Origin of the sequence: Peribacillus kribbensis DSM 17871 (assembly GCF_000430765.1) — a bacterium.
Lineage (GTDB): Bacteria > Bacillota > Bacilli > Bacillales > DSM-1321 > Paraperibacillus > Paraperibacillus kribbensis.
On record NZ_AUMQ01000035.1, the window covers coordinates 47,410 to 73,957 of the forward strand.

The following is a 26,548-nucleotide window of genomic DNA, read 5'->3' on the forward strand; positions in this document are numbered from 1 at the left end:
CTTTCTTGGAATTTCTACATTCCTGCCTTTTCCTTAATAACAGACAGTTTTTTTTCTGCAAGATTACGCGCTTTTATGGCACCTTTGTTCAAGATGTTTTTTACGGCCTGCGGGTTGTTTAGGAATTCTTGATATTTCTTACGGGGTGCTTCTAATTCCCGGTTTATGACATAAAAGACTTCCTTTTTCACCTCGCCCCAGCCGACTCCCTCCGTATATCGGCTTCGCATCTGCTGAATTTCATCTGTCTCCGCAAATTCCTTATAAAGCTGGAACAGGGTGGAGGATTCAGCATCCTTTGGTTCACCGGGCTGTGAGGAATCTGTTTTGATTTTATTAATCAGCTTCTGCAGCTTTCCTGCTTCTTCAAATAATGAAATTGTATTGCCATAGCTTTTGCTCATCTTGCGGCCGTCAAGACCTGGAAGGAGCTCTGTTTCTTCCTGGATGACATGCTCGGGCAGCTTGAAGGTCCCGCCGAAGGTGTGGTTAAAGGATTGAGCGATATCCCGGGCATATTCTACATGTTGAATTTGATCCTTTCCAACAGGGACCTTGTCGGATTGAAATAATAGAATATCTGCAGCCATTAAGATTGGATACGTATATAATCCCATATTCACCCCGTGATCAGGATTCAGCCCGTCCTTTGTATTCCTTTCCACCGAGGCTTTATATGCATGAGCCCGGTTCATGAGTCCCTTTGGTGTGACGCAGGCAAGAATATAATTCAATTCTAGAAGCTGTGGGACATCCGATTGGCGGTAAAAAATCACTTCCTCGGGATCCAGGCCCAGAGCGAGCCATCCCGCTGCAATCTCAAGTGTATATTTTCGGAACGCTTGAGGATCCTGTACCGAATTTAAAGCGTGATAATCAGCAATAAAGTAGATACCCTGGTTGCTTTTATCCGAAGCCATCTTCAGTGCGGGCTTAATGGCTCCGATATAATTTCCGAGATGGGGGGTGCCGGTTGATTTGATGCCGGTCAGAATAATCGGTTTTTCCATTTTGATTTCCTCCACGAGACGATTGTATTTAAAAAGAACATAAAAAAGGGCCTCACATCCGAAAAGGACGAGAAACCCGTGGTGCCACCTTCATTAGCAGCAAATGCATGCTTGCTCACTTTATATTACTGTAACGGAGTAACCGTCAAAGCCTACTGCCAAAGGGTTCGGTTTGAAGCTCAAAAGGCCATTCCATACAGTTGCACACTGATTCTCACCAGCCATCAGCTCTCTTCAGTGCTCATGCATGTACTATTCTTTATCATCGCGCTTATGTATACTCAGTTTGAATGCTGATTTGAAAATATCTTACTGAATATTATATAAAGTATTTATCTATCTGTGAAGAATAATTACAATGAAAAATAGATACTTTTTCCAAAAAATGAATCAGCAGGGGAGCGGGGAAAATGGAGGAAATCCAATTAACAGGGAAGAGAGCGCTGCTTGAGAATCTTAGAGCCGAGCATATAGAGGGATTATTTATAGCAGGGGACCATCCGGAGATCTGGAGCTTTATGTCTGTTCTAATGAAGGATAAGGGGACCATGGAGAAGGTCGTGCTGGCTGCTCTGTCACAGCAGGAGAAGGGCCTTGAGATCCCGTTTACGGTCACAGACCAGGAGAGCGGGGAGATTGTAGGCAGTACCAGGTATTTAAATATTTCCAAAGAGAATAAAAGTCTCGAAATCGGCTGGACCTGGTACAATCCTTCTGTATGGAGATCCAGAATCAATACAGAATGCAAATACTTGCTGCTTTCTTATGCCTTTGAAAAACTTGGTATGAACCGCGTCCAATTTAGAACAGATTTAAGGAATGAGCGCTCCCAGAACGCCATAGCACGGCTTGGGGCTGTTAAAGAGGGAGTCATGCGGAATGACCGCGTTATGCATGACGGATATATAAGGAGTTCGGTTGTATTCAGCATTCTAAAAGAAGAATGGCCTGGAATAAAAAATAGGCTGGAAGGATTTTTAGAGTGATAGAAAGTTAGGGGGAGGAATCCCGGCCAGCCCCTGAAGAAAAAGGATACGAATCTATTAAGCTCCCGGAAGCGGGAGCATTTTTCTCTGACCAGAACCAGGGCATGATTACAACGAATAAGGCATGACGGATATCTCCTGGTTTCCGGTCTTTACATCACCGAAGTCTGGTGTTTATAAAAGCGGGAGGAAAGGGAAATTATAAAGCAAAACTTGAAGATAAAGGGTGTATAACTATGAAATTTCGTAAAGCTCTTTTGATTTACAATGGTGAGGCAGGCCAAAAGGATCTTGATAAAACTCTTGGCGCATGTGTTCCTGTTATTGCCTCTCAGGTGGAGGAACTTGTGCTTCTTGCCACAAAGAAACCTGGACATGCCAAAGAAATCTGTCAAGAGCGCGGAGAGGCTGTAGATGCCATTTTTATATTAGGCGGAGATGGAACCGTGCATGAGGTGATCAATGGACTGGGAAGCCTGGATAAAAGGCCGGTAATAGGTATTTTGCCAAACGGAACCTGCAATGACTTCAGCAGGGCTCTAAACATTCCTCAGGATATTAAAAAAGCAGCACAGGCTCTTTTTGAAGGTGAAATTGTGGATGTGGATGCCGCAAGAGTAAATGATGCTTATTTTCTTAATTTTTGGGGGACCGGCATCATCACAGAAACCTCCAGCAATATAGAACCCGGGGAAAAGAGAATCCTGGGAAAAATCAGTTATTACTTGAGCGCGATCCGGACCATCAGTAAAAGTGAGGCTTTCTCTTTTACTCTATCCTATGAAGGCAAACAAATTGAAGGTGAGGCGGTCATGATCCTGGTTTTAAACGGTAGTTTTATTGGGACCCGTCCTTTGCCAGTTCCCCATATCCAGATCAATGATGGGCTCTTAGATGTCGTTGTCATAAAGAACTCTTCTCTGTCAGCGTTCAGGGAGCTGTTAAGCCTAAAGCGTTCTTGGACTCCGCAGAATGAAGAAGATACAGGAATCATTTATTTTCAGACAAGGCGTATAAAGATTGAGACCGCCGAAAGGATTGATGCTGATACGGATGGGGAAGTATATCTTCAAACTCCGGCAGATATAACCTCTCTTAAACAGCATTTTAAAATGATTTCCCATCCAGTCTAAATTATAGTCATATAACACTAGTCTATAAATCCTGGACAAAATTATTGAATGTAAATAAAAACCATTTACATTATTCTTATCTTGAGATAATATTTAATTAATTATCTATACGCTTAATCGTCCAGAGCGGGGGACCCGGGAATTGTGGTGCCATTTGGCATTACTAGGGGTGAATCCTTTTTTAAAAGGTAGGGCATTGTTCTCATGTCCGAATCCGACAGCTAACTCCGTAGGCTATAACAGAAGGGAACGCAGTAAAAAGAAGACTGCACTGAGGCCCTCAGTGTATTTTTTTTTACTTTTTTTACAGGATGATTTAACACCTGTAAAGACAGGAAAACGTTCTTATAAAGTGCCTCTTTTATCTGGGACAAGCGCAATTGGCTTCATGCATGGCAGGTCCATGAAAGTAGCTGACAATATACATCATAGAATGGAAAGGGAGATGAAAATGAAGAAAATTGGTCTTGCCTGGCAGATCTTTATCGGTCTTGCCCTGGGTATTATAGTGGGAGCTGTTTTTTACGGCAATCCTGAGGTGGAAACCTATTTAAAGCCTTTCGGGGATATTTTCCTGAGATTAATTAAGATGATTGTAATTCCAATCGTCATTTCCAGCCTTATTGTTGGAGTTGCTGGAGTCGGGGATATGAAATCCCTTGGAAAGATTGGCGGAAAAACGATTCTTTATTTTGAAGTCATTACCACTGTTGCGATTGTTTTAGGCCTCCTGGCAGCGAATATTTTCCAGCCTGGATCAGGCGTGGATCAGTCTGCGCTTACCAAAACCGATATTAATACGTATGTAGATACAGCCAATACACAGGCTCACCATTCATTTGTGGATACTTTTGTAAATATTGTCCCAGCAAATCCTATTCAGGCGATTGCAAATGGTGATATGCTTGCCATCATTTTCTTCTCTGTCATGTTTGGCCTTGGAATTGCAGCCATTGGCGAGAAGGGGCTTCCTGTCCTCAACTTCTTCAGAGGTACTGCGGACGCTATGTTTTATGTAACGAACCAAATTATGAAGGTAGCTCCAATCGGGGTTTTCGCTCTGATCGGCATTACCGTATCCAAGTTTGGGCTAAGCTCGCTTATCCCGCTCGGGAAATTAGTGATCACTGTTTATGGAACTATGATTTTCTTTGTCCTTGTTGTACTTGGCATTGTAGCCAAGCTTGCGGGATTCAGCATCTTCAAGCTCATCCGCTATTTAAAAGACGAATTGATTCTTGGTTATTCCACATCAAGCTCAGAGACGGTTCTTCCAAGGCTGATTGAAAAAATGCAGGCGCTTGGTGTTCCAAAAGCAATCACATCTTTTGTCATTCCGACTGGATATTCCTTTAACCTGGACGGCTCCACCCTTTACCAGGCATTGGCCGCTATTTTTATTGCTCAAATGTATGGCATTCATATGAGCATCGGGGCGCAGATCACATTAATGCTGGTCCTTATGGTCACCTCTAAAGGAATTGCAGGCGTACCTGGCGTATCCTTTGTTGTCCTTCTGGCTACACTCGGCTCTGTAGGACTGCCTGTTGAAGGCCTTGCCTTTATCGCCGGAATCGACCGTATCCTCGATATGATGCGTACTTGCGTCAACATCGTCGGAAATTCACTGGCCACCATCGTAATCGCGAGATGGGAAGGCATCAAAATAGACAAAAATGCTGACGAAAAAGCTGCTTAATGCAGCTTTTTTTTTTCGTCTTGGGAGTTTCATGCGGGGTCTGACCACATTTCCCGGCTCCTTTCAGAAACTGTCTTTGCCGTTTATTTTTGATACAATAAAGGATAGACAAGAAAAATTAGGGAGCTAAAAGTATGGAATATATGATTCTTTATATCTTGCTTGGTGCGGTGATAGGGGTCATGTCGGGGATGTTCGGCATCGGCGGCGGCTTGTTCCTTACGCCGATTCTCCTTCTGACAGGCGTACCGCCGGTGGAAGCCATCACGACAAGTCTTTTTTATACGATGGGCACCTCGATTTCGGGAATGGCCGGACACCTGCGGGCTAAAAATACCAATGTCCGGAATTCAATCATCATTGGAATCATAGGTGTGGCAGGAACTCAAGTGGCGCAGCCCCTGGTCCTCTTATCGGAAAAAAGAGGCTATGATGATACCATTATTCCGCTTCTCTACATCGTTCTGCTGCTGTATTTTGCCTATTCCATGCTGAATAAGGGGAAAAAATCGCAAGCTGGAGCCGATCCTTCAGGAAGGAACCGTTCCATCTGGAGCCTGGTCCTAATTGGATTTACCGGCGGCTTTGTTTCTTCTGCCCTCGGAGTGGGAGGAGGATTCATCATCGTCCCGCTGCTGATTTCCATTTACGGAGAGAGTGCCAAACGTGCGGTAGGCACGAGCATTGTAGGTGTTCTCATGATTGTGACGGCGGGTTTCATCGGCTATGCGTTCAATGTTCATTTTGATCTGAAGCTTGCGATCGTCCTGCTTGCCGGCGGATTGATCGGGGCACAGGGCGGTGTCAAAGTCACAAACTATTTTACAAGCAATGAAATTAAATTCATGCTGGGTCTGCTTTATTTATTCACAACAGTCAGCGTCGCCTTGAAGCTGTTCAACCAGAGTATTGCAGGACTTGGCATCATCACTCTGTTCACCTTATACGTATTCATACGAATCTTAATCAGGATGTTCTCTAAAACAAAGATCAGGGAAAATGAATAGGGCTGGGATAGTGGATGAATGAGCTTTTTGAGGGCTGCAGGCAAACTTGATGAAGACCCGAGTGTGCCTGCAGTTTTTTGTTGTCCAAGTGCGGATTCAAGCTAAATGTAAAGGCTGATTTCCTTGAAATCGAAACTATTAAGGAAGCTTAAATCCCTTTAAAAATTCAAGGAAATGCTTCTGAATGGAATGGGGATATTTCATGATGACGTAGGTGCGGGCCGTGGGGAGCTGGAAAAGGTCGAACTTGACCTCAAGAAATCTTCTTTCAAATAATTCTCTTCTTACTGTGGATAGTGGGAGAAATGAGATCCCCAGCCCTTCCTCTATAAACCGTTTGGTGACATGCACCTCTGAGACGACCATCGTCCTGATGTGAAACAGCCTGGTTACATTCCTCAGTAAATCCTCCCAGTACTCCGGATGATTATGGGTAATGACGAGTTCTCTTGATAATACCTCTTCTGCATCGAGAGGGGGAGTTGTTTCATCTTCTCCGCCGTCATGAGGTGCAACCATGATGATTGGGTCATCATACAGAGGATTTGATGTAAGGTCAGGATGCTGGACATGAAGGCGTGATAATCCCATATCGGCTTTTCCTGACAGAACCTCGCCTGCAATATCCTTAGATTCCAGTACCCTGACTTCAATATCAATATCAGGATACATGCTCATATACCTTTTTAAAATGACTCCCATGATGGAAGCAGCGATCAGGGGAGATATTGCGAGAGTGAGCTTCCTTGAAAATCCTTGTTTGATTTTATCCAATTCTTCCATACCTTTTGCGTGTGCCTCGACAACTCCGCGTGCGTGGGGCAAAAACCTTCTGCCTTCCTCTGTCAGCAGCACCCTCCGGCCGCTGCGCTCAAATAACTGCGTCCCGGTTTCATCTTCAAGCAGTTTGATATGTACGCTGACGGTCGGCTGTGAAAGAAATAATTCTTCAGCTGTCTGCCTGAAATTTTCAAAGCGTGCCGCAGCTAAGAAGGTTTGCAGCCATTTTATGTTCATATTACCTGCTCCTTGATTAAAATGTGTAATCAAAAAACGCTAAAAGATTCATTATTGTTAATTGATTATATCAAATATAATGAAAATTAAGAAAGGGGATAGGGACATGATTACAAAAGGATTAAAGGGAATAGCAGCGGCGGAAACATCTATCAGCTATATAGACGGGGAGAAAGGGAAGCTTGTTTATCGAGGGTATGATGCCAAGTATCTTGCGTTGAATAAAAGCTTTGAGGAGGTCAGCTTCATCCTTTGGCATGGAAGATTTCCGGATGCCAGCGAGCTTTCAGAGCTGAAACAGAAAATGAAGGAATACAGGAAGATTCCTTCTTATGTTCAGAGGATCCTGGAAGATCTTCCGTCCAACATGAACTTGATGGAGGCGCTTCGTACAGCTGTTTCAGCTCTCGGAACAGACGAGTTTGGCTGGAACGGGACTGTGGAGCAGGCTGTACAGTTAACCTCGATCCTTCCCTCTTTGATTGCATTCCGGTATAGGCTTATGTCCGGTGAAAAGCCTGTTTCACCGCTTGACCATTTACATCATGCAGAAAACTACCTGTATATGCTGACAGGAGGAGAGCCGCAGCCTGTGCATGCCAGAGCTCTTGAAGCCTATATGATTTTAACGATGGAGCATGGGATGAATGCATCCACCTTTGCGGCAAGGGTCATCTCTTCTACAGAGTCTGATATGGTATCTGCCCTTACCGGGGCATTAGGGGCTATGAAAGGCCCCCTTCACGGAGGGGCTCCAAGCGGGGTTACTGCCATGCTGGATCAGATAGGAAAAAAAGAAAACGCAGAAGGCTGGCTGAGAAACAAACTGGCAAAAAATGAGCGGATTATGGGTTTCGGCCATCGTGTTTATAAAACCCATGATCCCCGGGCACAGGCATTGAGTAACATCACCAGGTCCATCGGGAAGGATGATAAATGGCTGGATTTGGCAGGCTATGTGGAAGAGGTGGCCATAAAGCTGTTAGATGAATACAAGCCGGGCAGAAAGCTATACACCAATGTAGAGTTTTATGCAGCTGCCGTCATGAAATCAATCGAGATGCATGAAGAATTATTTACCCCTACTTTTTCAGCAGGACGCACTGCCGGCTGGACGGCCCATATCTTAGAGCAGGGAGAGGATAATACCCTCTACCGGCCTGAGGCTATCTATAAAGGAGTCTTTACAGATATTGTTCGAAAATAGGTGAAATTAAAAAGGATGACCTCTGGCCATCCTTTATGATGTGGGATCCAGGTGGGAAATATCTCCTTGAAAGACGATTTTTGCTTCTCCGTCCTGGACTTCAAGCTTAGATAAGCTGGTATTAAGCAGAGGCTGCTGATGAAATACATGTTCAAGAGGTATCTCTTTAATATAAGACAGCAAAACCCGCAAAAAGATGGAGTGGGATACAAGTAAAATCGTCCCGGAAACATGTTTGTCTACAATCTTGTTCCATGCTTCCTCCGCTCTCTTATAGACATCGGGAAATTGTTCCCCGAGCTTTCGTGAATATAAATGCGGAGTATCCCAGAATGCCTGGACCTCCGGACCATATTGCTCCATCACCTCTGATTTTGTCCGTCCCTCCCAGTCTCCAAAGTGCATTTCACGCAAAAGGTCGTCTTTGATAATTGGGATCGGCCTGTCACCTACAATCAGTTCAGCGGTATGGTAAGCCCTTTTACTCGAGCTGGAATAGACCATTTGAATCGGCTCATCCTTAAGACGGCTTTGGAGGCGGAGTGCTCCTTGGATGCCTTCCTGAGTCAGTTCTCCATTGCCCCGGCCCTGCCATCTTGACTGCTCATTCCATTCAGTTTTACCATGCCTTACGAGATAGACAGTTAGCAAAAAATCCACTCCCTAAGAAAATGAAGAAAAAAACTGTGAAAAAATATGAAACAAAAGGAACAGTAAACTGTCTATATTATAGATTGTTTTCCATTCTTGTATATCTTCTTTTGCCGGCATAGCCTGGATCTTCTAAATCCAGGCAATTCATAGGTGTTAAGGTCTAGAACAAGTGAATAAAAACAATTTATTTGTAAACACATTGTAACCTTTTTCACAAGGTTTTGGGCTATAATAGTAAATGCTACCTATCTTAAGATAATTTTTAATTGAGGATTGGAGTATGCTTTATACTGCTCGAAATGGTTGAATCCATAAAAAATGCCTATTATGACGATAAAGAGCACTCTACATATTTTACCTATACTTTTTATACTAATAGATTTTTCGATTCTACGGGTATATTATGAATGAGTGGATTTCTATTCCATTTACTTGCATTTAAGGCTGGCTATTGGTAACGGAGGTTAAATGAATGAAAGTGGACACAAAAGAGTTACTATACCTTCATGTACAATCATCAGAAAAATTTGTCATCTCCTATGGCATGGACTTTAGGGAGTTTTCCCATGCTTTAACAGAAAATCTCCAAAATATCCTGCTGATTGAACATAAGTATGAGGATGGCGAATTTAATGTTAATACTCTGATGGATTATGTACCGGCTGAGGATCTTCCAAATCTTTTAAAGCAGAATGTCAGCCAGTACCGGGATTTCTGCTGGATCGACTTCGAGGAAGCATCTGGCCTTGATGAACTTGATGGTCATGAAATTGCTGAACTCCTTTACCTAGGGCACTGCAAAGCTCATCTCCGGCCGCCTTTCTATAACCAGCTGAACAATCGTTATGTTTATCTTGCTTATGATGATGGCTGGTTTAACAAAGTTTATTACCGCTACATGGACTCTTTCTATGAAATGCTCGGAAACCTTCTGCCTCTAAAGCTGGAGCTGCTGAAAAAGGAAAGAACCCTGCTTGGGGGATGGAGGAAAAAAGCAGAATATGCTTCTTTTCCTGCAGGAAGCCTGAAGCAGCTGACCCCGATGCTGGTCGAGGGAGCAGCCATATCCTTCAAGAAAATGCTGTCCACAAGAGCCAAGATCGAAATTCCTGTCTGGGTGCTGGGGGATTTCGTTAATATGGATGATATGAATGAAGAATACCAAGCGCTTGAAAGCCGGCCTTCGGATGCTCTATTAGTATATAACCGCAAGTCCAGGGAATGGACCGTAGAAAAGTAAAAAAATCGCAAGCCTGAAAAAATGGCCTGCGATTTTTTGTTTTCATGCAAATAAGCGGTTATTCCTCAGGATAATAGGGATTCAGATGGATGAGGACCTCATCGATATTATCATATTTATCAATGAGTGCATTCCTGATTTCCCTGGTAAGATCATGTCCCTCCTTGATGGTTTTATCATGATCTACGGAGATGCGGACATCTACAAGGATATAATGTCCATGCTCCCGGGCACGGATTTTATCCAGTCTCCTAACATCTTTATAGCTGAGGATGACATCAATATACTTATGCAGGAGTTCCGAATTTACATTCCGTTCAAGCAGAATGTCGAATGCTTCCTTGAGCATTTCCTGTGCAATTCTAAAAATAAGGAAGGCTACGAACAAGCTGGCGACTTTATCTCCATATAAGAGGATATGTATATGCAGCTTCTCTCCCAGGATGGAAAGAAATACTCCCGCTGCAGCCGCAATCGACGCGACAATATCAGCCTTGTGGTCAAAAGCTATGGCCTCAATGGCCTTGCTGTTAAATTGTTTTGAAACCTTAAGCGAATATCTGTATAACAGTTCTTTGGCTGCAAAGGAAAACAGGGCCACCCAGACTGCGATAAGGCTTGGCGTTTCAATCGGATGGAAAAAGCCGATAACCGATTCGTACATCACATAAAAAGATACAATAAGAAGAACAATTCCCACGATGCCTGAAACAATGACTTCTGCTTTTCCGTGGCCGTAAGGGTGATCTTCATCAGCGGGCTTATTAGCAATCTTTATAACTAACAGGACGATGACTGATGCAAAAACATCCGCTGCGGAGTGGATTCCATCAGCAAATACCGCATCAGAATGTGCAAAAAGCCCCACAATGATCTTTCCAAGTGTGAGGATAATATTGCTCCATACACTGATCCATGCCACTTTCTTAGCAATTGCCTCTCTAGCTCCCAATTCTTTCACCTCTAAAAACAATCTTTAGCTATCGTAACAAACCCATCTTTGGTGGGTCTAGAGCAAAGTTGTTAGTTTTAACTTAGTCTTTTGGTCCGGGGAAAATTTTTTTAGAGCATTCAGATCTGGGGACACTCCCAGCCTTTTTAATTCGAAAGCCAGGATGGCTGACTCTATTGCAAGCAAATAGAGCGAGTAGTTGTTTTATCCAATATATGTATGGTCAGGCTATTCGTTCAAATGAGGTCTGTCTTTTGCCTTTGTATTTTTCTCTGTTTTTTAGTGTGTTAAACAAAAACATGAAATAAAAATCGGCAGTGATGACAGGGAGGGAGATATCGTTTATGATCTAACTAACGATAGTTAGGGAATGGAGGAGCTGATTGTATGGTTTCAACCGTCGATAAAATTAAAGAAGCCGGTCTGATATTGTTTGCCGAGCAGGGATATGAGGGAACTGCTCTTTCGGAAATTGCAGGGAGAGTCGGAATTAAGGCACCTTCCATTTACGCTCATTTTGCCTCTAAACAGGATTTATATCTCTCCATACTCCGGGATATTGTATATAAAGAAATGGACACCATAAAAAACCTTTTGGAGAGTGGAACTGATAAAAGTATAGAAGAAAGCCTGAAATCCCTGTTTTACCATCTGACAAATCTTGCGGGAGCCACGCCCCAGGTTTTGTTTTATAAAAGAGCGGTCTTTCTGCCTCCAAAAGATTTAAGCCGGCAGATTAAAGAGGAGATTATTCATTTTGAAGAATTATCTGCCGGTTATCTTCACAGTATCTTTTCAAAGGGAATGAAGGAGAAAACCATTCGGGAAATGGGTACAAAAGTGCTTCACTCAAGCTTTTACTGTCTGCTGGATGGGTTGTTTTTTGAGCATCATCTATATGAACAGAATGAATTCATACAGAGGCGCAGCCTTGTCTGGAACTTTTTCTGGGATTCTATCAAAGAGAAGTAAACATGGAGAGGTGAAGGTAATGCCTTGGATGTATCTTGTATTGGCCGGTGCTTCGGAAGTGGTTTGGGCATTCGGGCTTAAACATTCCCATGGGTTTACCGAATGGAAGCCCAGTATCATTGCGGTGGTATTTATTCTTATCAGTTTTATTTTATTTTCTAAAGCAGCAGCTGCTATGCCGGTTGGAACGGCCTATGCGGTATTTACAGGCATTGGTGCTGCCAGCACGGTTATAGCAGGATTTATTCTGGGAGAGGAGATCAGTCTGCCGAAGATCGTTCTGCTGCTGCTTCTGTTTGCCGGCATTGTAGGATTAAAGGCGACAACGAAGGATGAAGAAGCGGGGAGTGATCAAGTATGAACTGGCTGTATCTCGTTTTAGCGGGCTTTGGGGAGGTTGGTTTTGTCATGTTTATGAAGCTGTCGAATGGCTTCAAAAACCGTTTATTCACCGTGCTGACCCTGCTCTCGGCCAGCCTCAGCCTGTATTTCCTCTCGCTTGCACTTAGAACCATCCCTCTGGGCGTGGGCTATGCAATATGGACAGGAATCGGTGCTGCCGGCAGTGTTATCCTTGGCATGATCTTTTTTAAGGAACCCAGGGGATTCTTAAGGATTGTCTTTTTATTGCTGATTATTATCAGTGTGGCCGGCCTGAAATTAGCTGCACCGGAATAAGGAAAGAACAGGGCGCTTCGTCTCCTGTGTTTTCTGTTTTATTGGCTCTTTTTCTATCACAGGCCGGGCCCGCGCTTACATATACTAACACATAGATCAGGGAAGGTTTTTCAAGAATCTTATAAAAATACCTGTAAATAACATAAAATTAATGGCGTATCTTTTTTTCGTTTGTTTCGGAAAATGATACAATAGAATTTATGAAAGTAATTGGAGGTAGTATGATGAAGACGAAATTGGGCTTGCTTTACGGAGGAAAGTCTGCTGAACATAAAGTTTCCATGCAAACAGCAATGGCTGTTATTAAAGCATTGGATTTAAATAAATTTGACATTCACCCGATTTACATAACGGAGGAAGGCAAGTGGGTCAGCGGGCCCCAGCTTACGGCTCCTGCAGAAAATATCCAGCAGCTTGAATTTAAAGAAGGCGGCAATGAAGTTTCTCTTGATACTGCGCTGGCCATCAAAAAAGAGGACAGCGGTTTTGATGTTATTTTCCCTCTCCTCCACGGACCAAATGGGGAAGATGGCACGGTACAGGGAATGCTTGAATTATTGAATCTTCCTTATGTAGGGAATGGCGTCCTTGCGTCCTCAGCCGGGATGGATAAGGTTATCATGAAAAATATCTTTGCGCAGGCTGGCTTGCCGCAGGTGGGATATGTGTGGTTCATCAGGTCTCAATGGGAAAAGGACCCTGAAGCCGCCTATGAAGAGACAGAGGAAAAAATCGGATATCCATGCTTTGTAAAACCGGCAAATCTGGGCTCAAGTGTCGGGATCAGCCGCTGTACCAGCCGCGAGGAGCTTTCCGCCGCTTACGCAGAAGCCTTCCAGTTTGACCGTAAAATCATTGTTGAAGCAGGTGTGAAAGCCCGTGAGATCGAATTGGGCGTCCTAGGCAATGACAATCCAGAATGCTCGGTTGCCGGTGAAATTGTACCGAAGACCGCCTTTTATGATTATAAAGCCAAGTATGAGGATGGAGATACAGCGATGGTGATTCCTGCTGAAATCGACCAGGAGACTTATGATAAGCTGAAGGAGTATGCGATCACAGCGTTTAAATCCCTTGACTGCTCCGGCCTGGTACGTGCAGATTTCTTCTTGACTCATGAAGGGGAAATTTACATTAACGAAGTGAATACGATGCCTGGTTTTACTCCTTTCAGTATGTTCCCGCTTCTATGGAAGCACACCGGCGTTGATTATCCTGAGCTTATTGAAAAGCTGGTAGGATTGGCTGAAGAACGCTATGAAGAAAAGCAAAAGATTAAGTACACCTTTTAATCCGGGTTCATGAGTCATGTCAGGCAGGAGCGTTTACCTTTAAAGCAGCTTCTGCCTGTTTTTCATACAGTGAGTGACTTGTATGTTTGTAAATTAAATGGGAGGCAGAGGATAGTTACATGTTTACTAAAAGCTTGAAAGAGATTCATGCCATTGTAAATGGGAAAAATGATGTAGGATCATTTGGAGATATAAGTGTGAGCGGGGCTTCTATCGACTCGAGGAAAATCGGCAAAGGTAATTTGTTTGTCCCTTTTAAGGGAGGAAGAGTCGACGGACATAGTTTTGTAAAAAAAGCCCTTGAGGATGGCGCGGCAGCAGCTTTTTGGGAAGAGGATGTTCCAAATCCGCCGCTAGAGCTTCCTATAATTGTAGTCGAGGACTCCCTTACCGCCATTCAGGAGCTTGCCAGGAGCTATCGAAGCGACCTGGATATGAAGGTTATAGGAGTGACTGGCAGTAATGGGAAGACAACGACTAAGGATATGACTGCTTCTCTGCTTGGAACGGTATATAAGGTTCATAAAACGAGCGGGAATTATAATAATCACCTAGGGCTTCCGCTTACCATCCTTTCCATGGATCCTGATACAGAAGCAGCTGTTTTGGAAATGGGAATGAGCAGCAGGGGGGAAATTCAGTTTCTTTCAGAAATGGCCCGTCCAGATATCGCGATAATCACAAATATTGGTGAATCCCATCTTCTGGATCTTGGTTCCCGCGAAGGAATTGCCGAGGCAAAGCTTGAGATCCTGGAGGGCCTCAAAGAGAATGGCACCTTTATATATTTTGGGGATGAGCCGCTGCTGGCAAACCGTCCGGATACAGGCCGACCGTACAAGGCAGTCTCCTTCGGCCGTTCCGAGAGCAACGCGGTTTTCCCGACCTATATGGAAAATGGACAGACTGAAACAACCTATAAAATAAATGTTCTTCCGGATATGGAGCTTACTCTTCCTGTCCTTGGAACTCATAATGTGCTGAACAGCCTTGCAGCGATAGCTGCTGCTATGGAGCTTGAGGTTCCGGCAGAGAAAATCAGGGAAGGCTTAAAAAGTGTTGTGATCACTGGAATGAGGATGGAGATGGCAGAAGGAGCTAACGGTGAAACCATTATCAACGATGCCTATAATGCCAGCCCTACCTCCATGAAGGCGGCCATTGAACTGACGGAGGGAATTGCAGGCTTTGTCCATAAATATCTGGTTCTCGGAGATATGCTCGAACTTGGTCCGGAGGAAACGGACTTTCACTATAAAATCGGTGAGCTGATTAATCCTGAGGCGATCTCCAAGGTATTTACCTATGGGGAATTGGCAGGATACATCGCAAAAGGTGCAAGACAAAGGTTCAGTGAACAGAATGTTCGGTCCTTCACTGATAAAGAAGCGCTTATTACCGAGCTGAAACAGACAGTTCAAAAGGGAGATCTTGTTCTTGTAAAAGCTTCGAGAGGAATGGAGCTTGAGGCAGTGGTCCAGGAGCTGCAAAAATCATAAAACCACGCTCTCCAGGCAGCTTTTTAACATATCAATAGTATAAAACTGTCTTAAAATGGTGATGTTATGGGGACAGGTCCAAAAAACGGCCGTTTCTGCTGAGCAGCTTTACGGCTGGCGAATGCTGCAGTTTCTTTCTGCAAATCCCAGTCGGCCGTATGGCTGCTATCTTTGCCGGGGATAACAGCGATTCCCATATTTTTTTGTTTAATGAACAGAGCAAGGAAATAGAGGGATGTATGCGCTATCACAACCTGTTTTTAAGAAAGTGAAAACTTTCCTGAGTTGCAAAGGCTTTGCTATACTGTTAACATGTTCTATAAGGCGATAAAATTCATTTTTATGAAGGCATCCCAAATGCCTCCATAACATGATTTTCATGCCTTTTATTCTTTTGAAAGAGATTTCTTTTCGATTCTTCCACTATGCGAAGATTGAAGTACTTGATTTAGAAATTGGCCTAGCAAGAGGTCTTATTCGCCGCTTTCTAGAGCGGCTTTTCATATGAATGAAGCTGAATGAGCTTTAAAATGATAAGCTTTTTAGGCCGGTTTAAGTATAAAAAACTCTGCTTCGGCAATCATTGCCTCGAAGCCCTTAGCAGCCCTCCTGCCTAAAGGAATGGCTGAATTCCTGAGTTTTATTGCGTGAAGTATTTCCCCTGAAAAATTGCTGAATTTCAATTTTTAGTAATTTAGCCGTTCTTTTGGGCGATAATGAGAAGACTTTTTCTTAAGATCTAAAAAATCTTAATTATTTAAAGGAGTAGGAAAAATTTGACTTTGTTTAGTGAATTAGGACTTGATAAGTCTACTTTAAGATCTATTGAAAAAATGGGCTTTGAGGAGGCAACTCCCATCCAGGCTCAGACGATTCCTTTGGCATTAGAAGGATCAGATATCATCGGCCAGGCGCAGACTGGTACTGGTAAGACAGCGGCATTCGGTATTCCTTTAATGGAAAAAATCGATATAAAATCAGAGCATGTTCAAAGCATAGTAATCGCTCCTACACGTGAGCTTGCTATTCAGGTGTCTGAGGAGCTATATAAATTGGGCTTTGGCAAGCGTGTACGCGTAATGGCTGTATACGGAGGCCAGGATATCGACCGTCAAATCCGCGCATTGAAGAAAAAGCCGCATATCATTGTGGGTACACCAGGAAGACTTCTTGATCACATTAACCGTAAGACCATCCGTCTTGGCAATGTAAGTACGGTTGTATTGGATGAAGCGGATGAAATGCTGAACATGGGATTCATTGAAGATATTGAATCCATTTTATCTACTGTTCCTGAAGAGGGCCGCCAGACACTGTTATTCTCGGCTACTATGCCGGAACCAATCCGCAAAATTGCAGAGAAGTTCATGAGTGAACCTAAAGTAGTAAAAGTAAAAGCAAAAGAAATGACCGTATCTAAAATCAAGCAGTCATTCATTGAGTTGAAAGAAAGCGAAAAATTCGATACGCTTACCCGCCTGCTTGATATTCAGACACCTGAGCTTGCGATCGTCTTCGGCCGTACCAAGCGCCGTGTTGACGAGCTGTCTTCTGCTCTTAATGTAAGAGGATATATGGCTGAAGGCATTCATGGGGATTTAAGCCAGGCAAAACGTCTTTCTGTATTGAAGAAATTTAAAGAAGGAAGCATTGATGTACTTGTAGCTACAGACGTTGCTGCCCGTGGATTGGACATCTCAGGCGTGACACATGTATACAACTTTGATATTCCTCAAGATCCTGAAAGCTATGTTCACCGCATCGGAAGAACTGGCCGCGCAGGAAAAACCGGGGAAGCAGTCTCCTTTGTAACGTACAGAGAAAGATCTCAGCTTAATGCTATTGAGAACACAACAAAAAAACGCATGGAAAAGATGGCTCGTCCAACTCTTCATGAAGCAATCGAAGGCCAGCAGAAAGCGGTTATGGAAAAGATCATTTCTTCTGTTGAGGGAGAGGACTTTTCCCTTTATCTTGCCACTGCTGAAGAACTGCTGAACAAGTATGAAGCATCAGATCTTCTGGCTTCTGTCATTAAAATCATGACAAAAGAACCGGATCAAACTCCAATTAAATTAACAGAAGAAGCTCCTGCATTCAAACGGGACCGCGGCGGATACTCTGGTAACCGCGGTGGCGGCGGCGGCCGCAGCGGAAGAGGATCTTCTTCTTCCAACCGAAAAGAATACGGCCAAAGACGCGGAAGAAAACCTGCCGGCCGAGGCGGACAAGGAAGCAAAAGAGAACAGTATTAATTAACTGAACCATCCCCCAATGAAGCTGCACACGGTGCCGCTCCTGGGGGATTTTTTTATTCCTTTTAGAAGATTTATCCTTGCTGAGGGTTTCAGTTACTGGATTTTTTTACAAAAACACAGTCGATATACGAAGGGAATCTCTTGAAAATGAAGTCTGAAACCCTAATTTTTAGATGAAAATTAATTAAACGTTTGATTAAAATTTCTCCTCCTCCAAGGAAGATGAAATGAATTTTAACAGCCGGGACATACTTACAAGTATGACAGATAAAACGAGGGGATTTAGATGATGCTGGTCCGGCTGGGTTATGTGGCAATGAGCGTGCATCTTCAAAATGCATCGCCATCAAAAACCATGACATTTGCACAGTTTTCGAAAATTAAGGATCGAGAAGCGGCTGTAAGGAAGCTTGAGAGAATTGCGGTTTCCAACCTGGAGACCTGCCTTCGTCTGCTGAGGCATAGCACGGCGCATGGCATTTCTTTTTTTCGGCTGACGTCAAGGATTATTCCTCTGGCGAATCATGAGGAGCTTCCTCATTGGAATTATTTAAGGCCCCTAAAAAGGGCGCTGGAAGATATTAAAGACTATTTATCCGAACATCCAGATATGCGGGTGGACTTCCATCCCGATCATTTCGTAATATTGAACGGAATTCAGAAGGAAGTTTTGAATATGTCAATCAGGACACTGAGGATGCAAGAGGGGCTTCTGAAAGGGATGGGCATTGACCCTGAGCACCGCTGTGTGCTGCATGTGGGCGGCGGCTATAACGATATTGAAAAGGCCTTGGAACAGTTCATCCACAACTGGGGTCTCATTTCTGAATCCCTGCAGAGGATGATTATGCTGGAAAATGATGATACGACGTTTACTTTAAAGGATACTTTGTATTTGTGCGAAAAGCTCAATATCCCACTTGTATTTGATTATCATCATCACCTGGCTCATAACCATAATTCTGTCCAGTGGGAGGATGACTGGGAGCGAGTGATTAAAACCTGGGAGTTCTCGAAGCTGCCCATTAAAATGCATATTTCCAGCCCACGTTCAGAAAAGGACTTTCGAGCGCATGCGGACTATGTGGACTTATCGATGTTTCTTGAGTTCCTTGAAACAGTCAAGGGAAGCGTCCCCCGGATTGATTGTATGATAGAGGCTAAACGAAAGGATGACGCCCTGTTTAAGCTTGTGGATGAGCTGAAAAACCAACCAGGCATTGAGTTTATTGATGGGGCAAGCTTTTATATAAAGTGAAGCTGGCACTTATTGGAGTGCCGGTTTTTTCTTTTTAGCTGACAATCTGTAGTATACTTTGGTCATGAAATGACCTTTAATAGAGCGAGGGTAAGGAGAAAGCCAAACAGGAACCCTCCTATGTGGCCGGCTATGTTGATCTGGGGCTGCAAAAAAGTCATCGTCAGTCCGATCACTGAAAGAGTCAGAATCATTTTGGAATTATGGCTTCCCAGTCGTTCTTTTTTAAAAAGAGCAAGGCATAGGTAAAACCCCAACAGCCCGAAAACCGCTCCGCTTGAACCGATATGTGTGAAGGTCAATGGGCGGGACCAGTAGGTTGCAAGATTGGCACTAATGCCTGAAGCGAGGTAAAAGATTAGGAAAAGCCGTACTCCAAGGCTTCTTTCAATAAACGGACCGAGGACCGCAAGTGAAAAGCAATTTAAAACCAGGTGGCTGAATGATCCATGGAGAAAAATGGGGGTGATCAGCCTCCAGTACTCTCCATTGGAAATGTAGAGATTCACGCCATACAGCTTTTCGTATAGAAGAGCAGCCGGCATGCCAGGAAGATGAGTCAGCAGGAAGGAAAGTATATTCAATGATAGAAGGATGGCGGCAGCTGGATAATTCCGGTGGAAGTTAGATAAATTTTCATTTCTTTCAAACAAAGGAAACATCCTTTCCTGGTTTAGAATCCCCGTTTTACATCTTACAGCCTGTACAATCAATTTATGACCAAAATTAACCCGGAGGAGAATGGAATGATTAAAGGAATAGGAATTGATTTGGTGGAAATAAGCAGAATCAGAGAATTGGCCGGAAGGCAGCCGAAATTTGCCGGGAGGATTCTTACTCCCTATGAAATGGAGCATTATCAATCGCTGCCGGAAAAAAGGAAAACAGAATACCTTGCGGGAAGATTTGCGGCCAAAGAAGCGTATGCAAAGGCGGCAGGAACAGGGCTCGGCGGGGAGCTGTCCTTCTTGGATATTGAGATACGAAAGGACTCCAAAGGGAAGCCTTATATAGAAAAGCCTTCCAAATATGGTGTCCACCTAAGCATTACACATAGCAGGGAATATGCGGCAGCACAGGTGGTGATCGAGGAATAATTCCTTTTCCCATCGCACTTTAGTCTGTTATTCAGGCAGCCCCTCACGCTTTAGGACATATTGGCTTCCGGCTCCTCATATACATGTTAGTGCTACAGGAGAGACAAGGCCTGGCTGAAGTGTATTGGAATCGGTTGTTCACCTGCTTCTTTAGATTAAACATTTCCTCTAAATGCAAGTGCCGGACGAAATGGAACCATTATGAGAGCAATCCCTCAATGTATCGATCCGCCTTTTCCTCTCCCTTTTACGTATAATACCAAAAGGGGTTGAAGAGATGAGAAAGTGGCTAATATTTGCAGCTGGACTGTTGATTATGGTTGTCCTGTCAGCCTGCGGCTCGAAGTCGCAGGAGGATGTTGTCAGTGCGCTGAATGAAAAGGTTGCTGAAATGAAGGGATATAAGGCCAATGCCAAAATGACCCTCCAAATGGGGGAAGATCCGCAGGTGTATAATGTGGAGGTCTGGCATAAAAATCCGGATTTCTACAGAGTGAATCTGAAAAATCCTAAAAGAGATCAAAGCCAAATGATTTTAAGGAATAAGGAAGGCGTGTTTGTGCTGACCCCTGCTTTAAATAAAAGCTTTAAATTTCAAAGTGAATGGCCGAAAAACAGCAGTCAGGCATATTTGTATGAATCCCTGGTAAAGGATGTTATGGAAGACAAAGGAGCTGTCTTTAAAGCGACAGATAAATATTATGTTTTTGAAACCAAAACCCGCTATCAGAATAATAAAATGCTTCCATACCAAGTGATAACGTTTAAAAAGGATCTTACGCCTGTCAGTGTGAAGGTTCAGGATCCTGATAAAAATACGCTGGTTTCCGTGCAGTTCACAAAGGTTAAATTTGATGCTTCCTTTGACAAAAATGCCTTTGATATGAAGCGAAACATGACGAGCGCCCAGCTGGAGCTGCCAGTAATGGGCGAGGTGAAGGGCAAGAATAAGGATAAGGCATTCACAGTGAAGCATCCGACTGCCAAGATTGACGGCGCCCAGCTCCTGGATGAGGAGGAACTGGCAACCGGATCCGGGAAGAGGGTGGTCCTTACGTACGGCGGAGAGCAGACTTATACACTCGTAGAGGAAAAGGCGGCCTATGAAGAAACGGCACTGGCATCAACAAGGATGAACGGGGAGCCGGTTGACCTTGGATTCACCATCGGCGCCATGACCGACCATTCTGTATCATGGACGTTTGAAGGGGTGGATTTTATGCTGGCCTCTAAAGATCTATCTAAGGATGAAATGCTTATGGTGGCGCGTTCTGTATCGGGTACAGAGGTCAAATAAAGGAGCGCCGGATGATTCATCCCATTTATCTTTCCCGCGAGATCGGAGTCCCTGTCAGACGGACAGGGCTCTTTTATATGCTTATTTTGGTTTAGGGAAGCGTTCGGAAAAGCCTGGGCGGAGGGTATGATGGTTTGACCTTGCTTTCATAAAGAGCAATAATAGGCTATAGAAAAATAGTAAAAGGACGGGAATAACGTGAATACCAGTTTTTATCGGGATACCTGGGCAGAAATTAATTTAGATTCTATATATGAAAATACAGCAAGAATGAAAAAGCGTCTGCCTGCTGATACCAGTTTGTTTGCTGTGGTAAAAGCCAATGCCTATGGCCATGGCTATGAACAGGTGGCAGAAACGGCTCTTGAAGCAGGTGCGGACAGGCTGGCTGTTGCTTTTCTGGACGAGGCGTTATACCTAAGGAATAAAGGGATCGGCTGCCCGATTTTGGTGCTGGGTGCAAGCAGGCCGGAAGACGCCGGAGTTGCATCTAAAGAAAACATTTCTTTAACTGTGTATTCGGAGGAATGGCTTCAACAGGCCAAAAACTATATCCAGCATGCTCCTCTTTTGGTACACATAAAATGTGATACGGGCATGGGGCGCCTTGGTCTTAAGACGAAGGAGGAGCTGAAAGCTGTGGAGCAGCTTCTAGCGCTAGGGGAGTCTTTCTGCTTTGAGGGGATTTTTACTCATTTCGCTACAGCGGATGAAATTGAAACTGTCTATTATGAGCAGCAGCTTGATAAATTTAAAGAATTCATCAGCTGTCTGGATGTTCTTCCGCCTCTGGTTCATTGCAGCAATAGTGCCGCGTCGCTCAGATTTAAAGAAAGTATTTTTAATGCGGTGCGCCTCGGCATATCCATGTACGGGCTTTCTCCTTCACCCGAAATGAAGCCGCTGCTTCCTTACGAATTGCAGGAAGCCTTATCGTTAAAAACCAAAATCGTTTCGGTGAAAAAGCTGTCAAAAGGGGAAAGTGTCAGCTATGGAGCTGTGTATACAGCTGAAGGGGAGGAATGGATTGCCGTTCTGCCGATAGGCTATGCCGACGGATTCATTCGAAAGCTTCAAGGCCAGGAGGTGCTGATCAAGGGGATACGGGTTCCGATCGTGGGAAGAATTTGTATGGATCAGTGCATGGTCCGGCTTCCTTATGAAATGGAAATTGGCACAGAGGCTACTCTGATAGGAACAAATGGCAGAGAAAAAATATCGGTTGATGAAATTGCCGCAAAGCTTGAAACCATTAACTATGAAGTTACCTGTATGATTGCAGCGAGGGTTCCCAGAGTGTATTACAGGCGGGGAGAAAGAGTGATTACCAAAAATTCCTTGCTTGAATAAGCTTTATAAATCAATAAAATTTTAGTAAAATCATAATTACTTGCATAAAAAGCCTTGAAGTTTGCAGATAATAGAATAAAGATTTAACAATGCTCTTTGCATATATACGCATTAATGGTAATATGGTAAAGGGAAGATATAAGGTGTGTAGTGATGGTGGAGGTGTTGTTTGTGTCTGAATCCAGCGCAACAAGAGAGATATTGGTTCGATTACCTCAAAATCTTTTATCAGAGTTAGATGGGTATGTAAAAGAGGAAAATGTCAATCGCAGCGAATTTATCTATCGTGCGACCGAAATGTATCTTCGCGAACGTAAAAAAAGAGAATTTCGCGAATCTATGAAACGTGGCTATATCGAAATGGCAGTCATAAATTTATCTATTGCATCAGAAGCTTTTCTTGCAGAGTATGAGGCTGACCATTGTGTGGAACGTTTAGTAAGCGGAGGTTAAGCCTTTGATTGTAGTTAAGCGCGGTGACGTATACTTCGCAGACCTGTCACCGGTGGTCGGCTCTGAGCAGGGCGGAACACGTCCGGTGCTTGTTATTCAGAATGATATTGGCAATCGTTTCAGCCCAACTGTAATTGTGGCGGCAATCACTGCCCAAATACAAAAAGCCAAGCTGCCCACGCATGTAGAAATAAACGCCAAGCGCTACGGTTTTGAAAGAGATTCCGTTATTCTATTGGAGCAGATACGCACCATTGATAAGCAGCGCTTAACTGACAAGATCACTCATCTTGATGAAGAAATGATGAAAAAAGTCGATGACGCATTGCAGATCAGCTTAGGGCTAATAGATTTTTAAAATTTATAAGCGCAAAACAAAACGCTCATTCGGGAGCGTTTTTTTATTTTGTTTTGAAGACTTAAACATGGGCATGCAAACGGATTTTTATGAGCAGAATAAGCCAGATATCTTTTGGAGACCGTGCGAAGTTCTGCAGAAAATCCTGCTTTTCAAGCAGGAGAAATGAAGGCGCTCTCCGAATGGGAAATATAATGAAAAATACAAAAAATCCTTCGGTTATCTTGAAGGGAAATGCCACTTTAAATTGCGTATGTATCATTTGACGGATTTATGGATTAGACATTATAGTGAAAAAGTGGAGCTGGAAATTGTCAAGCGTTTTTTCGGCTGAAAAATATCCGGGAGCAAGACTGCTCCGTGTAATTATAAATCTTCATTAATATTTTTACCAGGTTTATGACAATTGTCTAACAAGTAGTAAAAGGGTCAATTCGTATCGAGGGGTATGATAAAATAGGAGGGAATAATGAATAAACTCATATACAATTATATCAAGGAGAATCGAAGCCGAATTTTAGATACATGGATTCAAAATATGCGGAATAAGGCAGATGAACGGCTGATCAAGGGGGTATCGACAGAGGTTTTTGAAAGCACCAGTGATGAATTCGTCGAAATGATTATTTCGCGGCTGACTGAAAAAGAAGAAGAATTCCTCAGCCTTTTAACCGACTTTGCAGAAAAAGTAGTCAGGCTGGGCTGGCCCCTTGTTTTTGTAAATGAAGGGCTCAAAGAATTCGAGAAGATCGTTTATGGAGGACTGGTGGATCAGGGGCTGGTCAATCAGGATAAACTACTAGAAGTTGTTGGCGATCTCGATAGTTTTATGACACCTATGCAAAATGAAGTTGTAAATATGTATTCACAAATTTGGGAAAAAACAGTTTCCCTTCAAAAAATTGCCCTTCAAGAATTGTCAGCCCCTCTAATTCCTGTTCTTGACCGAATAACGGTGATGCCTCTTGTCGGAACAATTGATACAGAACGGGCCAAGCAGATCATGGAAAATCTGCTGAACGGGGTTGTAAATCACCGTTCGGAGGTTGTCTTGATCGATATAACCGGGGTTCCGGTCGTTGATACAATGGTAGCTCATCATATAATCCAGGCGGCTGAGGCCGTCCGCCTTGTAGGGGCGCACTGCATGCTTTGCGGGATACGGCCGGAAATTGCCCAGACTATCGTGAATCTTGGAATTAATTTGAATGAAATTACTACAAAAAATTCCCTTCAAAAAGGAATTGAAGCTGCATTGGAAATAACATCCCGTCAAATTGTGGAGATGGAGGAAGTAGAATGAGAATCCCCATTTTAAAGCTTTATGATTGTTTACTGGTATCGATCCAATGGGAATTGGATGACGCCACTGCCCTGCAGTTCCAGGAGGACTTACTTCATAAAATTCACCAGACCAGCGCTAATGGAGTGGTAATTGACATTACCTCCATCGATTTCATAGATTCATTTATCGCCAAAGTATTGGGTGATGTAGTCAGTATGTCTAAGCTGATGGGAGCGAAGGTGGTCATTACAGGAATTCAGCCTGCAGTAGCCATAACGCTTATTGAATTAGGCATAGTGCTCGACGATGTCCTTACGGCCTTAGATCTAGAAAAAGGTTTGGAGAAATTACAACAGGAATTGGGGGACTAGAAGAATGGAATTCCAATCCTGCGTAAAGATTATAAATGAATGGGATATCGTAGCAGCACGCCAGCTTGGCCGTAATGTTGCTAAAGAGCTTGGTTTCGGTACTGTCGACCAGGCAAGGATCACCACTGCAATCAGTGAACTGGCAAGGAATATTTATTTATATGCGGGTCAGGGCAAGGTATGCATCGAAAAACTTTATGAAGGCGGTAAATCAGGCCTGCTGATTATCGCTTCCGATGAAGGGCCTGGAATACCCGATGTGAGAAAGGTAATGGAGGACGGATTTTCAACCTCAGGCGGCCTTGGAGCCGGCTTGCCTGGTGTAAAGCGGTTAATGGACGAATTTGACCTCGATACGACTATCGGAAAGGGTACCGAAATTCGTGCCATAAAATGGCTCCGTTAGGGGGAACCAGTATGGAGGCTAGAGAGAACCTTGAAGAAAAGTATCGGGAAGCTCTTTCGAATTATTTAAAGGATCAGTCTGAACAGGCCTTATATCAGGGGCAGAAATACAGCCGGAAAACGATCGAACATAAAATTTCACCTGAAGAAATCATCAGTTTCCATAAGAGTACGCTAATGGACACCTATGATAACCTGCCGCCTGAGGTGCTTCATTCACTGGATTTTCTGCTGGAAGTTATGATGGGCTATGGCATAGCCTATCGTGAGCACCAGAATTTAAAGCATCTGCAGCAGGAGCTGAAGTCTGAGATTGAAATTGCTGCGAATGTTCAGCATACGCTGCTCGGTACAGATATTCCCGAAGTCGGCGGTTTAGAGATCGGTGCAGTCAGCGTGCCTGCCAAGCATATGAATGGAGACTATTATCATTTTGTTCAGGATGAAAATCAATGTGTAGGTGTCGCGATTGCGGATGTGATTGGCAAAGGAATTCCGGCTGCCCTGTGCATGTCAATGATTAAGTATGCTATGGACAGTCTTCCGGAGCATCGGCACTTCCCTAAGAGCGTACTGGAAAGCCTGAATCGTGTGGTGGAGCGGAATGTAGACCCCAGCATGTTCATTACCATGTTCTATGGTTTGTTTGATCCATCGACTTCTATTTTTACTTACGCATCAGCAGGACATGAACCCGGTTTTTATTATAATGCAGCAACAAAGGAGTTTACTGACCTGACAGCAAAAGGACTTCTGCTTGGGGTGGAAAAGAAAACGCAGTATGAGCAATACGAGAAGCATATCGGCTCTGGGGACATGATTGTGCTGATGTCTGATGGTGTGACAGAATGCCGGACAAGCGAAGGGTTTATTGAACGGAAAACGCTGATCGAATATATTGAGAAAAATATGCATCTTAGCGCTCAAGAAATGGTGAATAATATTTATAAGCAGCTGGAGAAGCTGCAGCATTTCCAGTTGAGGGACGATTTTACATTAATTATTCTAAAGAGAAATGTTTAAGCGGTTAAATGGATGGGTAAATATTAATTGCAATTGAGAGGAAAAGG

At 43.6% G+C, this 26,548-nt stretch carries 27 protein-coding genes, 1 riboswitch and 1 other annotated feature; of the genes, 22 read left to right on the plus strand and 5 right to left on the minus strand.

What is annotated here, in order from left to right; genetic code table 11:
- Positions 1–14: 14 nt before the first annotated feature.
- Positions 15–1,010 (minus strand): tryptophan--tRNA ligase, encoded by a 996-nt coding sequence (locus tag H539_RS0107155; protein ID WP_026692962.1) that lies wholly within the window; start codon positions 1,008–1,010, stop codon positions 15–17.
- Between the two features lie 60 nt (positions 1,011–1,070).
- Positions 1,071–1,285, minus strand: a binding site (T-box leader).
- A gap of 135 nt (positions 1,286–1,420) precedes the next feature.
- Here H539_RS0107155 and H539_RS0107160 point away from each other — a divergent pair.
- The 4 genes from H539_RS0107160 to H539_RS0107175 all read left to right on the plus strand — a co-directional run bounded on the left by H539_RS0107160 (position 1,421) and on the right by H539_RS0107175 (position 5,835).
- Complete coding sequence (locus H539_RS0107160) at positions 1,421–1,996, plus strand: GNAT family N-acetyltransferase (protein ID WP_035322100.1); 576 nt, start codon at positions 1,421–1,423, stop codon at positions 1,994–1,996.
- A 236-nt stretch (positions 1,997–2,232) separates the two neighbouring features.
- Positions 2,233–3,129: a YegS/Rv2252/BmrU family lipid kinase gene (locus H539_RS0107165; RefSeq protein ID WP_026692964.1), complete on the plus strand. Its 897-nt coding sequence runs from the start codon at positions 2,233–2,235 to the stop codon at positions 3,127–3,129.
- A gap of 100 nt (positions 3,130–3,229) precedes the next feature.
- A riboswitch (cyclic di-AMP (ydaO/yuaA leader) is annotated at positions 3,230–3,380 on the plus strand.
- Positions 3,381–3,580: 200 nt separating this feature from the next.
- Complete coding sequence (locus H539_RS0107170) at positions 3,581–4,828, plus strand: cation:dicarboxylate symporter family transporter (RefSeq protein ID WP_026692965.1); 1,248 nt, start codon at positions 3,581–3,583, stop codon at positions 4,826–4,828.
- Positions 4,829–4,962: 134 nt separating this feature from the next.
- Positions 4,963–5,835: a sulfite exporter TauE/SafE family protein gene (locus H539_RS0107175; RefSeq protein WP_026692966.1), complete on the plus strand. Its 873-nt coding sequence runs from the start codon at positions 4,963–4,965 to the stop codon at positions 5,833–5,835.
- A 138-nt stretch (positions 5,836–5,973) separates the two neighbouring features.
- On the opposite strand, the gene H539_RS0107180 is transcribed toward H539_RS0107175, so the two are convergent.
- Complete coding sequence (locus tag H539_RS0107180) at positions 5,974–6,852, minus strand: LysR family transcriptional regulator (protein ID WP_026692967.1); 879 nt, start codon at positions 6,850–6,852, stop codon at positions 5,974–5,976.
- 106 nt (positions 6,853–6,958) lie between these two features.
- Here H539_RS0107180 and H539_RS0107185 point away from each other — a divergent pair, with 106 nt between their 5' ends.
- Entirely contained in the window at positions 6,959–8,059 is a 1,101-nt protein-coding gene (locus H539_RS0107185; RefSeq protein WP_026692968.1) for a citrate synthase/methylcitrate synthase, read from the plus strand.
- Positions 8,060–8,092: 33 nt separating this feature from the next.
- Here the strand turns inward: H539_RS0107185 and H539_RS0107190 are convergent, their stop codons facing one another.
- Positions 8,093–8,710, minus strand: coding sequence for a histidine phosphatase family protein (locus H539_RS0107190; RefSeq protein ID WP_035322103.1), 618 nt, complete (start codon positions 8,708–8,710; stop codon positions 8,093–8,095).
- Positions 8,711–9,185: 475 nt separating this feature from the next.
- Between H539_RS0107190 and H539_RS0107195 the strand changes: the two genes are divergently transcribed.
- Complete coding sequence (locus H539_RS0107195; protein ID WP_026692970.1) at positions 9,186–9,953, plus strand: hypothetical protein; 768 nt, start codon at positions 9,186–9,188, stop codon at positions 9,951–9,953.
- 58 nt (positions 9,954–10,011) lie between these two features.
- Here the strand turns inward: H539_RS0107195 and H539_RS0107200 are convergent, their stop codons facing one another.
- On the minus strand, positions 10,012–10,905 hold the full coding sequence (locus H539_RS0107200; RefSeq protein WP_026692971.1) for a cation diffusion facilitator family transporter: 894 nt from the start codon (positions 10,903–10,905) through the stop codon (positions 10,012–10,014).
- A 387-nt stretch (positions 10,906–11,292) separates the two neighbouring features.
- On the opposite strand from H539_RS0107200, the gene H539_RS28020 reads away from it, so the two are divergent.
- The 7 genes from H539_RS28020 to uvsE all read left to right on the plus strand — a co-directional run bounded on the left by H539_RS28020 (position 11,293) and on the right by uvsE (position 18,862).
- Positions 11,293–11,877, plus strand: a complete 585-nt coding sequence (locus tag H539_RS28020; RefSeq protein ID WP_051348485.1) for a TetR/AcrR family transcriptional regulator — start codon at positions 11,293–11,295, stop codon at positions 11,875–11,877.
- A gap of 19 nt (positions 11,878–11,896) precedes the next feature.
- Positions 11,897–12,238 carry a DMT family transporter gene (locus tag H539_RS0107210; RefSeq protein ID WP_026692972.1) on the plus strand — a complete coding sequence of 114 codons (342 nt, stop codon included), beginning with the start codon at positions 11,897–11,899 and terminating at the stop codon, positions 12,236–12,238.
- Positions 12,235–12,555, plus strand: a complete 321-nt coding sequence (locus tag H539_RS0107215) for a DMT family transporter (RefSeq protein ID WP_026692973.1) — start codon at positions 12,235–12,237, stop codon at positions 12,553–12,555. The genes H539_RS0107210 and H539_RS0107215 overlap by 4 nt, the downstream gene beginning before the upstream one ends.
- Positions 12,556–12,779: 224 nt before the next feature.
- Positions 12,780–13,847, plus strand: coding sequence for a D-alanine--D-alanine ligase (locus H539_RS0107220; protein WP_026692974.1), 1,068 nt, complete (start codon positions 12,780–12,782; stop codon positions 13,845–13,847).
- Between the two features lie 119 nt (positions 13,848–13,966).
- Complete coding sequence (locus H539_RS0107225; protein ID WP_026692975.1) at positions 13,967–15,346, plus strand: UDP-N-acetylmuramoyl-tripeptide--D-alanyl-D-alanine ligase; 1,380 nt, start codon at positions 13,967–13,969, stop codon at positions 15,344–15,346.
- A gap of 776 nt (positions 15,347–16,122) precedes the next feature.
- Positions 16,123–17,601 (plus strand): degradosome RNA helicase CshA, encoded by a 1,479-nt coding sequence (cshA, locus tag H539_RS28025; protein WP_035322107.1) that lies wholly within the window; start codon positions 16,123–16,125, stop codon positions 17,599–17,601.
- 289 nt (positions 17,602–17,890) lie between these two features.
- Positions 17,891–18,862, plus strand: coding sequence for a UV DNA damage repair endonuclease UvsE (gene uvsE / locus H539_RS0107245; protein WP_026692977.1), 972 nt, complete (start codon positions 17,891–17,893; stop codon positions 18,860–18,862).
- 62 nt (positions 18,863–18,924) lie between these two features.
- Here the strand turns inward: uvsE and H539_RS28030 are convergent, their stop codons facing one another.
- Complete coding sequence (locus tag H539_RS28030; protein ID WP_035322110.1) at positions 18,925–19,515, minus strand: rhomboid family intramembrane serine protease; 591 nt, start codon at positions 19,513–19,515, stop codon at positions 18,925–18,927.
- A gap of 93 nt (positions 19,516–19,608) precedes the next feature.
- Between H539_RS28030 and acpS the strand changes: the two genes are divergently transcribed.
- The 9 genes from acpS (at position 19,609) to H539_RS0107305 (ending at position 26,501) form a co-directional block, all read left to right on the plus strand.
- Positions 19,609–19,959 (plus strand): holo-ACP synthase, encoded by a 351-nt coding sequence (gene acpS, locus H539_RS0107255; protein WP_026692978.1) that lies wholly within the window; start codon positions 19,609–19,611, stop codon positions 19,957–19,959.
- A gap of 277 nt (positions 19,960–20,236) precedes the next feature.
- Complete coding sequence (locus H539_RS0107260) at positions 20,237–21,256, plus strand: LolA family protein (RefSeq protein ID WP_026692979.1); 1,020 nt, start codon at positions 20,237–20,239, stop codon at positions 21,254–21,256.
- A gap of 198 nt (positions 21,257–21,454) precedes the next feature.
- Positions 21,455–22,606 (plus strand): alanine racemase, encoded by a 1,152-nt coding sequence (gene alr, locus H539_RS0107270; protein WP_026692980.1) that lies wholly within the window; start codon positions 21,455–21,457, stop codon positions 22,604–22,606.
- Positions 22,607–22,777: 171 nt separating this feature from the next.
- Positions 22,778–23,059 carry a CopG family ribbon-helix-helix protein gene (locus tag H539_RS0107275; protein WP_026692981.1) on the plus strand — a complete coding sequence of 94 codons (282 nt, stop codon included), beginning with the start codon at positions 22,778–22,780 and terminating at the stop codon, positions 23,057–23,059.
- Between the two features lie 7 nt (positions 23,060–23,066).
- Positions 23,067–23,417, plus strand: a complete 351-nt coding sequence (locus tag H539_RS0107280; protein WP_026692982.1) for a type II toxin-antitoxin system PemK/MazF family toxin — start codon at positions 23,067–23,069, stop codon at positions 23,415–23,417.
- Positions 23,418–23,886: 469 nt separating this feature from the next.
- Positions 23,887–24,720 (plus strand): STAS domain-containing protein, encoded by an 834-nt coding sequence (locus H539_RS0107290; RefSeq protein WP_026692983.1) that lies wholly within the window; start codon positions 23,887–23,889, stop codon positions 24,718–24,720.
- Entirely contained in the window at positions 24,717–25,073 is a 357-nt protein-coding gene (locus tag H539_RS0107295) for an STAS domain-containing protein (protein ID WP_026692984.1), read from the plus strand. Before H539_RS0107290 ends, H539_RS0107295 begins: the two co-directional genes overlap by 4 nt.
- A gap of 4 nt (positions 25,074–25,077) precedes the next feature.
- Positions 25,078–25,479, plus strand: a complete 402-nt coding sequence (locus H539_RS0107300) for an anti-sigma regulatory factor (RefSeq protein ID WP_026692985.1) — start codon at positions 25,078–25,080, stop codon at positions 25,477–25,479.
- 11 nt (positions 25,480–25,490) lie between these two features.
- On the plus strand, positions 25,491–26,501 hold the full coding sequence (locus H539_RS0107305; RefSeq protein ID WP_026692986.1) for a PP2C family protein-serine/threonine phosphatase: 1,011 nt from the start codon (positions 25,491–25,493) through the stop codon (positions 26,499–26,501).
- Positions 26,502–26,548: the final 47 nt, after the last annotated feature.

Coding starts and splice junctions, on each gene's coding strand:
- H539_RS0107155 (WP_026692962.1), bottom strand. CDS start 1,010: ATGGAAAAACCGATTATTCTGACCGGCATCAAATCAACCGGCACCCCC.
- H539_RS0107160 (WP_035322100.1), top strand. CDS start 1,421: ATGGAGGAAATCCAATTAACAGGGAAGAGAGCGCTGCTTGAGAATCTT.
- H539_RS0107165 (WP_026692964.1), top strand. CDS start 2,233: ATGAAATTTCGTAAAGCTCTTTTGATTTACAATGGTGAGGCAGGCCAA.
- H539_RS0107170 (WP_026692965.1), top strand. CDS start 3,581: ATGAAGAAAATTGGTCTTGCCTGGCAGATCTTTATCGGTCTTGCCCTG.
- H539_RS0107175 (WP_026692966.1), top strand. CDS start 4,963: ATGGAATATATGATTCTTTATATCTTGCTTGGTGCGGTGATAGGGGTC.
- H539_RS0107180 (WP_026692967.1), bottom strand. CDS start 6,852: ATGAACATAAAATGGCTGCAAACCTTCTTAGCTGCGGCACGCTTTGAA.
- H539_RS0107185 (WP_026692968.1), top strand. CDS start 6,959: ATGATTACAAAAGGATTAAAGGGAATAGCAGCGGCGGAAACATCTATC.
- H539_RS0107195 (WP_026692970.1), top strand. CDS start 9,186: ATGAAAGTGGACACAAAAGAGTTACTATACCTTCATGTACAATCATCA.
- H539_RS28020 (WP_051348485.1), top strand. CDS start 11,293: ATGGTTTCAACCGTCGATAAAATTAAAGAAGCCGGTCTGATATTGTTT.
- H539_RS0107210 (WP_026692972.1), top strand. CDS start 11,897: ATGCCTTGGATGTATCTTGTATTGGCCGGTGCTTCGGAAGTGGTTTGG.
- H539_RS0107215 (WP_026692973.1), top strand. CDS start 12,235: ATGAACTGGCTGTATCTCGTTTTAGCGGGCTTTGGGGAGGTTGGTTTT.
- H539_RS0107220 (WP_026692974.1), top strand. CDS start 12,780: ATGAAGACGAAATTGGGCTTGCTTTACGGAGGAAAGTCTGCTGAACAT.
- H539_RS0107225 (WP_026692975.1), top strand. CDS start 13,967: ATGTTTACTAAAAGCTTGAAAGAGATTCATGCCATTGTAAATGGGAAA.
- uvsE (WP_026692977.1), top strand. CDS start 17,891: ATGATGCTGGTCCGGCTGGGTTATGTGGCAATGAGCGTGCATCTTCAA.
- acpS (WP_026692978.1), top strand. CDS start 19,609: ATGATTAAAGGAATAGGAATTGATTTGGTGGAAATAAGCAGAATCAGA.
- H539_RS0107260 (WP_026692979.1), top strand. CDS start 20,237: ATGAGAAAGTGGCTAATATTTGCAGCTGGACTGTTGATTATGGTTGTC.
- H539_RS0107290 (WP_026692983.1), top strand. CDS start 23,887: ATGAATAAACTCATATACAATTATATCAAGGAGAATCGAAGCCGAATT.
- H539_RS0107295 (WP_026692984.1), top strand. CDS start 24,717: ATGAGAATCCCCATTTTAAAGCTTTATGATTGTTTACTGGTATCGATC.
- H539_RS0107300 (WP_026692985.1), top strand. CDS start 25,078: ATGGAATTCCAATCCTGCGTAAAGATTATAAATGAATGGGATATCGTA.
- H539_RS0107305 (WP_026692986.1), top strand. CDS start 25,491: ATGGAGGCTAGAGAGAACCTTGAAGAAAAGTATCGGGAAGCTCTTTCG.